General features: G+C 69.8%; 8 protein-coding genes. 2 read left to right on the top strand and 6 right to left on the bottom strand.

Going from position 1 to position 12,578, the window contains the following annotated elements:
- Positions 1-82 precede the first annotated feature (82 nt).
- The 6 genes from AC07F0_RS31340 to AC07F0_RS31315 are packed head-to-tail and all read right to left on the bottom strand — an operon-like array spanning position 83 to position 9,492.
- Positions 83-1,330, bottom strand: a complete 1,248-nt coding sequence (locus AC07F0_RS31340; RefSeq protein WP_478983373.1) for an alginate lyase family protein — start codon at positions 1,328-1,330, stop codon at positions 83-85.
- A gap of 25 nt (positions 1,331-1,355) precedes the next feature.
- The gene (locus AC07F0_RS31335; RefSeq protein WP_478983372.1) at positions 1,356-4,697 is read right to left on the bottom strand and encodes an alginate lyase family protein; all 3,342 of its coding nucleotides are present in this window, start codon (positions 4,695-4,697) and stop codon (positions 1,356-1,358) included.
- A 26-nt stretch (positions 4,698-4,723) separates the two neighbouring features.
- Positions 4,724-6,256, bottom strand: coding sequence for a glycosyl hydrolase family 28 protein (locus AC07F0_RS31330; protein WP_478983371.1), 1,533 nt, complete (start codon positions 6,254-6,256; stop codon positions 4,724-4,726).
- A 34-nt stretch (positions 6,257-6,290) separates the two neighbouring features.
- Positions 6,291-7,154, bottom strand: coding sequence for a carbohydrate ABC transporter permease (locus tag AC07F0_RS31325; RefSeq protein ID WP_478983370.1), 864 nt, complete (start codon positions 7,152-7,154; stop codon positions 6,291-6,293).
- Positions 7,151-8,146 carry a carbohydrate ABC transporter permease gene (locus AC07F0_RS31320; RefSeq protein WP_436727651.1) on the bottom strand — a complete coding sequence of 332 codons (996 nt, stop codon included), beginning with the start codon at positions 8,144-8,146 and terminating at the stop codon, positions 7,151-7,153. Before AC07F0_RS31320 ends, AC07F0_RS31325 begins: the two co-directional genes overlap by 4 nt.
- Positions 8,143-9,492 carry an extracellular solute-binding protein gene (locus tag AC07F0_RS31315; RefSeq protein WP_478983369.1) on the bottom strand — a complete coding sequence of 450 codons (1,350 nt, stop codon included), beginning with the start codon at positions 9,490-9,492 and terminating at the stop codon, positions 8,143-8,145. Before AC07F0_RS31315 ends, AC07F0_RS31320 begins: the two co-directional genes overlap by 4 nt.
- Positions 9,493-9,995: 503 nt before the next feature.
- Between AC07F0_RS31315 and AC07F0_RS31310 the strand changes: the two genes are divergently transcribed.
- A complete protein-coding gene (locus AC07F0_RS31310; RefSeq protein WP_478983368.1) occupies positions 9,996-11,009 on the top strand; it encodes a hydroxyacid dehydrogenase in 1,014 nt (337 codons plus the stop codon).
- Positions 11,010-11,343: 334 nt separating this feature from the next.
- On the top strand, positions 11,344-12,432 hold the full coding sequence (locus AC07F0_RS31305) for a LacI family DNA-binding transcriptional regulator (protein ID WP_356924699.1): 1,089 nt from the start codon (positions 11,344-11,346) through the stop codon (positions 12,430-12,432).
- Positions 12,433-12,578 lie beyond the last annotated feature (146 nt).

Here is a 12,578-nt window from a genome sequence, read left to right as displayed (position 1 = left end):
CCCTCATCGGTATTCCGGTGCACGAGTCGGCTTGACCGCTGTTTGGCTCAGTCTTGGGCAGCGGACAGGCTATGCGGACACGCTATTTGGCGTACATCAGCGTGCCGAAGCCGAGCTGGTCGAAGCCGCCGCTGGTGGTGCCGTAGTCGCCTCCTCCGCCCTCAGGGGCGACGGAGAAGCACATCTGGGCGATGTACTTGTCGTCGAGGAGCAGGCGCCGGCCGTAGTGGTAGTGCAGCATCGCCCACACAGGGCGGACCTGGCCGCGGGATCCGGACCCGATCACCGTCTGTGACTGCTGGGAGCAGGTCTGCCCGCTGCCCCAGGTGTAGGTGGTATAGGGCACGTTCATGTTCAGGTTGTACTTGGCGACGTACTGGGCGGCCTTCATGAAGCGGCGGCCGTCGTAGGAGTACAGGTCGTCGCCCTGGTTCCAGGCCATCTCGCACAGGGCGCCCATCTGGCCCATGCCCATGACGGTGTGGCCCTGGTCGCGGCCGGACTCCTGCCACTGGCCGAGGTCGTAGCCCTCGATGTTCGGGTAGAGGAACGGCACGGCCCGCTGGATCTGGCCGTTGCCGCCGCCGTTCTTGAAGTAGTTCACGGCCTGGTCGTACTTGGCGCCGTCGTCGCACAGGATCCCGATGGCCATGATCGAGGCCATGTTGCACAGGTCCCAGTTGGCCCAGTAGTTGGTGATGCAGGCGTCGTTGTGCTCGCGCAGGAACCGGTCGTTCAGCGGGTAGAAGACGTTGAGCATCATCGTCTTGAACCGGCCCAGGTCGAAACCGGCGTAGCCGCGCATGAGTTCGGCGACGTTGGCGAACTGCCAGCCGTAGAGGCCGGCCGCCAGGTACCGGTCGGCGTTGCCGGTGATGCTGGTGAGCGTCGACGACCAGGCGTTGAGGATGCGCACGGCGCAGTCGGCGTTGGCGGCGGTGCCGCCGACGTGCCAGCGCAGCGCGTTCTGGTAGGCGGCGTGGATGTCGTTGTAGAGCTGGGGGTAGTTCTCGCCGGTGCCGCCGCGGATGATCGTGGCGGTGGGGCGGGGCGTCCAGGTGGACGCCGAGTGGGAGTTGGCGGTCAGTCTGCGCCAGCCGGAGGCCCAGGGGTCGTCGCCCGCGGCGACCCGGACCTTGGCCCGGTTGATGTCGCCCCAGGTGTGCAGCATGCCGGGGTGGGTGAAGGTCGCCGGGGCCGCGTCCGCCGTGGTGGCGGTGGCGGTGGCGCCCAGGGCGAGGGCCGCGGTGAGGCCGCCGGCGGTCTTGAGCAGACCGCGGCGGCTCACTGCGCCGCTGTCGTGGTGCGTGTGGGGGGAAGTGCGGCTCATGTGGTGCATCTCCAATCCGTGAGGATTACATGGGGGTGATGCTCACCTCGTCGAACTCGGTGGTGCTGCGGGCCAGAGGGCTGCGGGAACAGACCACGAGGCCCACGTAGTAGGGGGCGTCACCGAAGCCGGGGATGTCTCCCTCGGCGAGGGGGGTCCAGGTGGCGCCGTCATCGGTCGAGGCGGATGCGGTGAAGTGCGTCCCGGTGCGCTTCAGCCGCAGCAGGCAGGGGGCGGTGACCGCCCCGTTGCCCGTGAACGTGGACTTGCCGGCGACGGTCGGGCGCAGCATCAGCTGGGCGCTGGTGCCGCCGGTGACGATCGCCCCGGCCGCCTGGTCGAACGGCGACAGGGACTTGGCCATGAGCAGGCCGACCCGGTCGCCGGTGGCTCCGGCGCGGGAGACCAGGCGGGCGGTGACCTCGCAGTCGCCGGTGACGGGCCGTCGTACGAACTGGCCCGTCATGCCCTGGTTGTTGACGGTGAGGTCGGTTCCGGCGCCCCGGACCACGAAGGTCCCGTCCTCGTGGGCGGTGCTGCCGGGGGTGCGGACGGCGACCACGCCGAGGGTGCCGTAGGCGCGGTCGTCGAGGACGACGTCACCGAGGTCGCCGTAGGTCCAGGGCGCGGGCGGCGGGGTGCCGACCGTGAGGGTGAGGGTGCCGGTGGCGTCCCCGGCCGCGTTGCCCGCGGTGGTGGTGACCTCGAACTCGCCCGTCTCCGTGGGGGTTCCGGAGATCAGGCCGGTGCGCCGGTCGACGCGCAGGCCGTCGGGCAGTCCGTCCGCGACGAACCGGATCGGTTCGTGGGAGGCGCGCAGGAGGAACGTGAAGGGCACGCCCTTGTTCGCGAACGCCGTGCCGGCCGAGGTGAGCTGGGGCACGGAGGGTGTCGGCATCGCGACGGCGGCGGACTCCGACAGGGGGCCGCGTCCGGCGCAGTTGGTCTTGGCGACGGCGTAGTGGTACGTGGTGCCGGGTGTGCCGGTGGCGTCGGCGTACCGGAAGCGGGTGCCGAAGCCGACCGGGCCGATGCCGGTGGCGATCGTCTCGTAGGGGCCGTCGGCCGCGGTGGCGCGCAGCACCTTGTAGCGGGCGGAGAGGTCCGGGTCGGTCCAGGCCAGTTCGGCCGCGTCGGCGCCCGCGGTGGCCCGCAGGTCGCCGGCGGCGGTGGCCGGGCGGGGCACGGTCCAGACCTCGCCCGCGGTCCGGGAGACGACGCTGACGTTGTCGAAGGCGCCCGTGCCGGTCTCGGCGTAGTCCTCGTCCACGCCGAGGCAGGAGGTGAGGGTGAGACCGGCGTACGCCGTGCTGCCGAGGGCGACGTCGGTGGAGCCGACGTCGGTCCAGCGGATGCCGTCCGGGGAGATGGCGCCGGTGCAGCGGTTGCCGCGGCGGGTGACGCGGACCCAGTACGGCATGCGCAGCCGGTAGCCGTCGCCCGCGCCCTCGACGTACGGGGCCTGGAGCGGGGTCGCCGACTCGGGCAGTGTGCCGAGGGAGGAGATCGGGAAGGCGGCGCCGGTGGTGATCGACTGCTGCTGGGACGGCGGCACGGGTGTGCTGCCGGTGCCCTTGACGGCGGCTCCCGCCTCGGTCCGTACGGACCACACGCCGCTCCAGGTGTGCAGCGGCAGGCCCTGGATCAGCATGGCGGCGTGGGCCGCGTCCGCGTCCAGGCCGGCCCGTACGGTGACGCCGATCCTGGAGTACTGGGAGCTGAGCGGATACACGATCCGCGCGGTGATCGTGCCGTCGCCGCGCAGCGGCAGGTACGCCAGGCGGTGGGTGTCGGCGGTGCCGGACGCCTCCAGCACGAACCGCTCGCCGTCGAAGACGGCCGAGCCGGGGATCTTCACGTCCCCGACGTCCCGCGTCTCCCAGGGGTCGGGCAGCCCCGGGACCGCCGCCGCCCAGGCGGAACGCGCGCTGGTTCCCTGAGAGTTGGTGGCCGTGACCGTGTAGTAGGAGGGCCTGCCCGCGCGGGCGTCACGGTCGGTGTACTCCGGCTTGCCGAGGCCGGTCGCGATCGTCTCGTACGGCCCGTCGGCGCCGGTGGCCCGCAGGACCGTGTACGACTCGGCCCACGCCGACGGCAGCCAGGCCACGGTGACGGACTTGTCGCCGCCCACCGCCGTGACACCGGCCGGAGCCGTGGGCTCGGCCGGGGCCGGGGCCTTGGTGCCGGCGAAGGTGAGGGTGCCCCAGCTCGGCAGGTCGTCGTTGCTGCCCTCGACGACGCGGGCGCCGCCCGTGCCGCGGAAGACGGCCGCCTTCGTGTACGGGGTGTCGAGACCCCGGACACCGGCGTAGTGCGCGTAGGCCATCTCGTAGATCGGCGGCAGGTTTGCGCGCCCGACGGCGGAGACGGACGTCTTGATGTACTTGCCGGTGCGGTCCAGGTCGGGGACGAACGGCACGTCCCCGCCGAGGTTGTAGCGGGCGGCGTACTCGACGTTCTTCAGCAGCCGGTTGTCGTCGAAGGCGTACAGGTCGACGCCCTGGTTCCAGGCGACCTGCGCGGCGTCCGCGAGCAGGCCGACGGCGAGCTGCTCGTGGCCCTGGTCGCGGCCGGACTCCTGGCCCTGTCCCGCGTCGGTGACGATGCGGTGCGGGACGCTGCCGTTGCCCGCGCCGGCGGCGGCGAAGCGCAGCGCGTCCTCGAAGAGGGTGGGCTCCTCGCAGAACACGGCGATGGCCAGGATGGACTGGACGGACGTCAGGTCCCAGTTGCCGTTGGCGTAGAGCATGTAGCCGGAGATCGCCGGATACCAGACGCGCAGGAAGGACTCCTCGCAGCGCGCGATGTCCTCTTTCGTCCAGCCGTCGTAGCCGCTGTGCCGCAACAGTTCGGCGGCGTTGACGAACTTGAAGACCTGGAGGCCCGCGCCGAGCGGCCCGTCGGCGCCGGTGACGGCCGTCAGGGACGCCGACCAGGCGTTGAGGATGTCGCGGGACTTGTCGGCGTACGCCCGGTCGCCCGTGATGCACCACATCAGCGCGGTCTGGTAGGCGGCGGCCGAGTCGGCGACGGCCTGGTTCTGGAAGTTGGTGGGGCCGCGGCCCCAGGAGGTGATCTGGCCGGTGTTCTGGACGGTGTACGTCGACTTCGAGCGCGCGTGGGCGGCGAGGGCGAGGTAGCCGTCATAGATCGGCGATTCCTTCGCGGCGACCGCGGCCTTCATGCGGGCGAGGTCGTCGGCGCTGTGCAGCAGACCGGGGTGAGTGAAGGCGCGGAGCCGGGTCTTGTCGTCCTGGGCGGCGGCCCGGGCGGTGCCGGACGCGAGCAGGCCGCTCGCGCCCGACGCCAGCAGCAGGGCGGCCGCGCCGCCGAGGAAGCCCCGGCGGCTCGGTGCGGGAGTGCTCATGGCAGTGCTTCTCACGGGGACGGTGCTCATGACGCGGCGGCCGCCGCGGCCTCGGCGGTGGTGAGGAACTTGAGGTTCGTCACGTGCTCGTTGACGAACATGGGCACGCCGTCCGAGGCCAGATACCACTTCGGCTTGCCCGTGCTGTCGGCGATCACCTTGCCGTTGACGCGGAGGTTCTCGAAGGTGACGTCCTTGATCGCGTGCTCCGCGTCGAGGCCGGCCATGATCGAGAGGTCGGCGTTCTTGCCGTTGTAACTGAGGTCCTTGATGTAGACGTTCTCGATGCCGCGGCCTGCCGAGGTGTTGTACTTCGGGTTGTACTCGACCCGGATGTGGACGAGCTGGCCCCAGCGGAAGTCCTCCACGCGGATGTTGTCGAACTTGACGTCCCGGACGAGGTTGCTGTCGCCGACCATGAAGGCGATGGCGCCTTGATAGGTCACCTGCGGCTCGCGGTGGTCGAGGATGTCGATGTTCTCGTAGGTCAGGTTCTCCAGCATCTCCGGTTTCTCGGAGTTGCCGTGCACGCCGATGTTGATCGGGTGGGCGACGTCGGCCCAGAGTGAGCAGTTCTTGACCGTGATGTTGCGGGTGTCGCCGTAGAAGTCCCAGCGGTGGGTGTAGAGGGCGACGCAGTCGTCGGACGTGCGCAGGAAGCAGCCGTCGATCGTGACGTTCTCGGAGCAGTAGAGCTGGATGCCGTCGCCCCAGCCCTGGTGACTGAAGGCGCGCAGGTTCTTGATGGTGAGGTTCTGCGACTCGGCGACCCGGACGTTCTCGTAGCGGGGGTTGAGGATCGTGACGCCGTCGATGGTGACGTTCTCGGTCTTGCGGATGAAGAGCGCCCCGTTGGGAGAGTTGTAGAGCACGCCGCGGCCGATCAGCCGGGAGTTCTCCACGTTCTCGAAGATCACCTGCGAGGTGAGGACGGCACCGGCGGCCAGATAGACGGTGGTGCCGCTGGGCACCTTCAGCAACCGGTCGGTGGTGGTGTGCAGCCCGGGCCCGAAGTACATGACCTTCTTGTCGCCCTCGGCGGGCACGTCCTGCTCCAGCGGGTTCGCGAACAGGTGCAGGCAGTCGAAGATCTTGTCGTCGATCTGGACGACGAGGTTGCGGGGCCGGTCCAGGGTGAAGCGCGCGGTGCTGCCGAGCACCTCGGGCTTGATGCCGTACGAGTCCGGGCGGATGCGGACCTTCTCGCCGCCGCCCGGGTTGTACGTGACCTCGACCTCGACGGTGCCGGAGAAGTCGAAGGCGGCCCAGGAGGAGCTCTGGGCCTTGTTGCTGCCGGTGTTCGCGTCGATCAGTGCGAGCCTGGCAAGGTAGACGCCGAGCTTCTGCCAGGTGCCTCCGAGCGGCCGCACCTTGACCGTGAAGGAGTTGTTGACAGGCACCTGCGGAAGGGTGGGGTGGATGACCACGCTGTCGCCGGTGGTGCCGTTCTCCTCCGCCGCGGCGGCCTGTGCGGTGCCGGCGATGCTGCCGGCCAGGCCCGCGGCAGCGATGACACCGGCGGCCTGGAGTGTCGTCCGGCGTGACAGGGGCGTGTTCATGCGCAACTCCTTGCAAAGGGTTCGGTAAGAGGGGTCACTTCAGTCCGGTGGTGGACATGCCGGCGACGAAACCGCGCTGGGCGATCAGGAAGATCAGCAGGATCGGCACGACGTACATCACGGAGGCCGCGGCCTGGAGGTTGGCGACGGGCGTTCCGGCCGATGTCACGTAGGTGGTCATGACGGCGACGGCCAGCGTCGACTTGTCGGTCGACAGCAGCAGCTGCGGGGCGATGTAGTCGCCCCAGGACCAGGTGAAGGCGATCACGAAGCTCGCGGACAGCACCGGCCAGGACTGCGGCAGGAAGATCCGCCAGAAGATCGTGCCGTAGCCGCAGCCGTCGACGATCGCGGCTTCCTCCAGCTCACGGGGCAGTCCGGCGAAGAACTGCCGGAAGAGGAAGACCAGATAGGGGGCGGCCGCCAGTCCCCAGAACACCCACGGCCAGTACGTGTCGACCATGCCGAGCTTGGCGAAGATCAGGTAGGTCGGCAGCAGGGTGATCATCTGGGGCAGCATCATCGAGCCGATGAGGATGCCGAACAGGGTCTTCTTGCCGGGGGCGTCCAGGCGGGCGAAGCCGAAGCCGACCCAGGCCGAGCTGAGCGTGACGAGCGTGGCGTAGATCAGGGCGATGATCAGGGAGTTGCGGGCGTAGCCGACGAAGTCGATCAGATGGAAGGCGTCGGTGAAGTTGTGCCACTGGATGTGGGTGGGCAGCCAGTGCACGGGCGAGGCGGCCAGTTCCGCCGGGGTCTTCAGGCCGGAGAGGATGAGCCAGCCGAAGGGCCCGATGAACAGCCCGGTGAGGGCGACGAGGACCGTGTAGAGCACGAGGCGGTTGACGCGTACCCGCACCCTGGGCGCGGAGTTCGGGGGCAGGCTGGTGGCGGTCACTTCTTCGCCTCCGGGTCGACGTTGTAGAACACCACGCCGGACGTGAACTTGAAGATGAGTCCGGTCACGATGAGGATCAGAACGAAGAGCACCCACAGCAGTGCGGAGGCGTAGCCATAGCGGCCGAGCGCGAAGTACTGCGAGAAGACGTGCATCATGTACAGGTAGTTGGACTGCGGCAGGGCCGTGACGCCGGCCGTGGTGCCGTCCGGTGAGAGCAGCAGCGGCATGATGGTCTGCACGGAGGCGATCACGCCGGTCACCGTCTGGAAGAGCAGCACCGGCGACAACAGCGGCACGGTGATGCTGCGGAAGGTCCGCCAGGCACTCGCCCCGTCGATCCGGGCGGCCTCGTGGAGTTCCCTGGGCACGTCCTGGAGTCCCGCCAGCGAGATGATCATGACGTTTCCGGCGGCCCACAGCACACTCATCAGCAGCACGTAGCGGGCGTAGGGGTCGGCGAGCCAGCCCAGCGCGTCGAAGCCGAACAGGGTGATGACGCCGTTGGCGGCACCGGAGTTCTGGTCGAAGAGCGCCTTGAAGGTGAGGCCCACACCGACCGGGGGCACCACGGCCGGCAGGTAGAGCAGGGTGCGGAACACCCCGCGCGCCTTGATCGGCCGGTTGACCAGGACGGCGAGCCCGAGCCCGGCGATGATCGACAGGGGCACCGACGTGATCGCGAACAGGCCGGTTCGGCCCAGGGAGTTCCAGGTCTGCGGGTCGGAGAACAACTCGGAGTAGTTGCCGAGGCCGACGTAGCGCCAGTGCGGCGAGATGCCGTCGTAGGTGGTGAAGCTCAGCCACAGCGCGTACGCCATCGGCACGATCGTCAGCAGCAGGAAACCGATGATCCAGGGCGCGGTGAACAGGTAGAAAGCGCGGTGCCTGCGGGCGGTCATGGACAGCCGGGGCCGCTGAGCCGGCGTGGTGCGGCCGGCACTCGTGGCCGGGCCGGTCCGCCCCGTGACGGGTATCTGGTCGACCGTCATCCCACCTGCTCCTTACCGCGCTTGAGCTGCTCGTTCATGGCCGAGTTCAGACGGCCCGCAAGGGTGTCGACGGACATCCGGCCGTTCATCGCGGCCGGGGCCTCCTGGTTGAAGAGGGCGTAGAGCGAGTCCGCCGTGGCGTAGGGGGTGTAGGCGATCACCGAGAAGTGCTCCAGCTCGGCGTTCTGCACCTTCAGCACCCGCTTCTGGTAGTCCTCCTGGGCGGGCATCAGCGGGCGCAGCGACTTCAGGGTGGGGATGCCCCATCCGCTGGAGGCGCGGGCCTTGGCCGGTCCCTCGCCGAAGAACCACTCGAAGACCCGCCAGGCGGCGTCCTTGTTCTTCGCCTTCTTCGGCATCCACAGTCCGGTGCCGGCCTGGCAGGGGCTGATCCGCTGACCGCCTTCGAACTTGGGAGCCGGGGCGAGGCGGGCGAGTGGCGCCAGCTTCTTGTCCGCGTTGATCAGGCCGCCGAGCCAGTAGCCGGAGTTGGACATGGCCATGCGGTTCGCCTGGAACGTGGGCCCGTCCCAGGTGTTGGGGTCCGGCTGGATGATGCTGGGGCCGACGCGGGTCCGGCCGTACTCGATGTACCAGTTCAGCGCCTTGCGGGCCTCGGGCGTGGTGAAGTCGACCCGGGAGAAGTCGTCGGTGAACAGGCTCCCTCCCGCCGCCGCTGTCAGGCTCGCCAGGAGGTTGGGGGTGGAGACGCCGTTGTAGCTGCCGCCGAAGACGGTCGTCTGGCCGCTCTTGCGCCGGGTGAGCCGCTTGGCGCTCTCCAGCCACTCCTCGAAGGTGACCGGCTCGGTCTCGGGTGGGTAGTCGACGCCCGCCTTGTCGAAGAGGGCGGTGTTGTACCAGAACATGGAGTCCTGGGAGAAGTCCTTCGCCATGCCGTAGCGGGGGCCCTTGCCCTGGGTGCGGCCGTCGAAGCGCCACAGGTCGTTGACCGGGTCCAGGTCGTCGACCCTGAGGATGCTGCTCCTGGCGAAGTAGGGGTCCAGGTCCTCCATCACGTCCCGCGCCGCGAAGTAGGGCGCGTCGGTGGCGCCGACACCGCGGACCAGGTCGGGTGGGGCGCCGTTGGTCATCATGCCGATGAGCTTGGTGATGTCGTAGCGCACCGTGACGATCTTGACGCCGATGTCCTTCTGGGCCTGTCTGACCAGCTCCGGGGAGATGTCGTCGGGCTTGACCATCAGCGTGACCGTCTCGCCGCCGCCGCTGACACCACCGGAGACCTGCATCGCGCAGCCGCTCAGCGCTGCCGCGCCGGTCGCGGCGCCGGCCGCGGACAGGGCGAGGAAACGGCGGCGGCTCAGGGAAGCACCAGCATGTGGGCGCATGAACGCACCACCTCCTTGCTTTTCCGGGGCTCGCTTCAGCAACCGGTTGTTGTGCGTGGGGCAGAGCTTCTTGCGGTCAGGATGGCGCGTCAAGAGCCTTGACGAATTTTCGAAAAGACTGTGTAACCTCGGCGTCATCAGCCAAAGTGCGGGTGAGTGCTGTTTCAGGGCGTCGCGATCAAGCCATCGACGGGTGACCGGACCAGCCCTGACCAGGAGTGTCCTGGTTCTCCTCTCGGCAAACGACCTGGGAACCGGTTGCTGTCGTGCTCCTCCGGGCGCTCAGGCGCCGGCGGCGGTGCGGTCGCTCTCCATAGCCGCGTACGGAAACGCTGGTAATCGATTTCCGCATCACGGCCATGTCGAGCCACGCCGAGCAGCGGCGACTCCGGCCGGACACTCACAGCTCTCGCCCCGGCCTGCCGATTGACCGCTGCTTCCCCGCGGATCTACGGTAGAAGGCGCTTTCTGAAACTGTTTCCGTCCTCTGCTCCAGGAGAGTCATGCCCAGCCCTCAGCTGCCGCGGGCCGTGTTCGCGATGGACCCGGTACACCTCCCGCTGCTCTTTCCTCCGCCGCTGATGGAGCGGCTGAGGCGCACGGCCGACATCGACCCCGGGTTGGTCGTGCGGGACTTCACCGATCCGGCCGCGGCCTCCGCCCTGGCCTCCGCCGAGGTGTTGATCACCGGCTGGGGCTGCCCGCACCTGGACGCCGGTGCCCTCGCGGCGGCCCCGAAGCTGGACGCCGTCCTGCACGCGGCCGGCTCCGTGCGCTCCCTGGTCGGCGACGCCCTGTGGGAACGCGGCGTGAAGGTCTCCAGCGCGGTGACGGGCAACGCCGTGCCCGTCGCGGAGTTCACGCTCGCGATGATCCTGCTCGTGGGCAAGGACGCCTTCCACCACCGTGAGCGCTTCCGCCGCACCCACACCTACCCGGGCCCCGCCGAGACCGCGGCGACGGGCAACCTCGGCCGCCGGGTCGGTGTTATCGGCGCGTCCCGGGTGGGCCGCCGGCTGCTGGAGCTGCTGCGGCCGTTCGACCTCACGGTCCTGCTGCACGACCCCTACGTGAGCCCGGCCGAGGCCGCCGCCCTCGGTGCGGAGTCGCTGTCGCTGGAGGACCTGCTCAGACACAGCGACATCGTGAGTCTGCACGCCCCGGACATCCCCGAGACCCACCACATGCTCGACCGCGATCGGCTCGCCCTGGTCCGGGACGGTGGCGTGCTCATCAACACCGCCCGCGGCGCGCTCGTCGACCATGACGCGCTGGCCGACGAGCTGGTCTCCGGCCGGCTCAGCGCGGTCCTCGACGTCACGGACCCGGAGCCGCTGCCGGCCGGTTCCCCGCTGTACCAGCTGCCCAACGTGTTCCTCACCCCGCACATCGCCGGCTCACTGGGCAACGAGCTGGAGCGGCTCGGCCGCATCGTCGTCGAGGAACTGGAGCGCCTGGTGGCGGGCCTGCCACCGGAGCACGAGGTGCGGCGTGCGGACCTCGTGCGGGTGGCGTGACGGCGCGGCGGAGTCGACGGCCTCCCCGCCGTGCCGCGACAGGACGCCTTGCCACGTCGGCGTTCCCGACGCCCCGGCCTGCCGTGCCTCGATGCTGCCCGAGCCTCGCCCCGCAGACGACCCCGGGCCGGCTTGCGGCACGGCCGCGGGTCCGGATCGCGGCACGACAGCGCATCCGGCCCACGCCAGGGCGGCCCGCAGTACGTCGGACGGGCCCTCCAGCCTGCCGTCCACAGGCCCTCCAGGCTGGAGTAACGATGGGATACGGTTTCCGCACGGGTGGGGGCACAGCCCCGGCGCCGGATCGGGACGCAACGGTGAAGGAGCCGCAAGGGTGAGTCAGCGCAAGGCGACCAGCGACGCCGGACGGGCGACCATTCGCGACGTCGCGGAGCGGGCCGGCGTCTCCGTGGCCAGCGTCTCGCGGGTCCTGTCCGGCAACTACCCGGTGTCGGAGGAGCTGCGCCGCCGCGTGATGAAGGTGGTCCGGGACCTGGACTACGTCACCAACGCCCACGCCCGTTCCCTCGCCGGCGGCGGCACACCGACGGTGGCGATCCTCATCAACAACATCACCGGCGCCGCGTTCGCGCATGTCGCCAAGGGCGTCGAGGGCGCCGCCACCCTGCGCGGCTGGCTCTCCCTGGTCGGTACGACCGGCGACGACCCGGAGCGGGAGCTGGCCCTGGTGAACTTGATGCGCCAGCAGGGCGTGGCGGCCGTGATCCTGCTCGGCGGCGCCTACGACTACGACGAGTACCAGCTGCGCATGGCCCGCTTCGCCCGCTCGCTGGACGCGGCAGGCTCGCACCTGGTCCTGGTGGGCAGGCCTCCACTGGAGGGCGACGTCCCGGCCACGACCGTCGACTACGACAACGAGGGCGGCGCCTACGCGATGGCCAGCCACCTGCTGTCGGCCGGTCACCGGCGCGTCCTGGTCCTGCCGGGACATGCCGAACTGACCACCGCGCAGGGCCGGTTGAGGGGAGCGCAGCGGGCCTTCGAGGCGTACGGCGTGCCGTTCGACCCGGGCATGGTCCGGCACGGCCCCTACGACTACGAGCACGGCTACGAGGCCGTCGAGGCGGCCCTGCACGAGACGCCGGACTTCACCGCCGTGCTGGCGGGGACGGACGTGGTCGCGGCGGGCGCCATGCAGGCCCTGCGCGCGGCGGGCCTGCGGGTGCCCGAGGACGTCTCGATCGTCGGCTACGACGACATCCCGCTCGCGTCCCAGCTCACACCCCAACTGACCACCGTGCACGTGCCGTACGAGGAGATGGGCCGCGTCGCGCTGCGCGCGGTGGCCGACCGGCGCGAGGGCGGCGCGGGGCGCCGCAAGAGCGCCGACGGCGACCACCTGGTACTGGGCACGCATGTCGTGGTCCGCAACTCAGTGCAGCCGCCGGGTCAGCACGGATAACGACCAGAGGTAGTTACGTAACCGGTTTCCGGAGTCTTTGCGACCCGTTCGAGGTTTCGTCGGCGTGCTCGCCGAGGCCTTGGGTCTCGGCGTCCGGCACCGCATTTGACCTGCGCTTACATGAGGCGGCGAGCGGGCGTCCGCCC

The organism is Streptomyces sp. NPDC045955 (assembly GCF_056430805.1).
The sequence above is the reverse complement of the archived record's forward strand: the minus strand, read 5'-3'. Positions and strand labels throughout refer to the sequence as shown.

Coding starts and splice junctions, on each gene's coding strand:
- AC07F0_RS31340 (WP_478983373.1), bottom strand. CDS start 1,330: ATGAGCCGCACTTCCCCCCACACGCACCACGACAGCGGCGCAGTGAGC.
- AC07F0_RS31335 (WP_478983372.1), bottom strand. CDS start 4,697: ATGAGCACTCCCGCACCGAGCCGCCGGGGCTTCCTCGGCGGCGCGGCC.
- AC07F0_RS31330 (WP_478983371.1), bottom strand. CDS start 6,256: ATGAACACGCCCCTGTCACGCCGGACGACACTCCAGGCCGCCGGTGTC.
- AC07F0_RS31320 (WP_436727651.1), bottom strand. CDS start 8,146: ATGACGGTCGACCAGATACCCGTCACGGGGCGGACCGGCCCGGCCACG.
- AC07F0_RS31315 (WP_478983369.1), bottom strand. CDS start 9,492: ATGCGCCCACATGCTGGTGCTTCCCTGAGCCGCCGCCGTTTCCTCGCC.
- AC07F0_RS31310 (WP_478983368.1), top strand. CDS start 9,996: ATGCCCAGCCCTCAGCTGCCGCGGGCCGTGTTCGCGATGGACCCGGTA.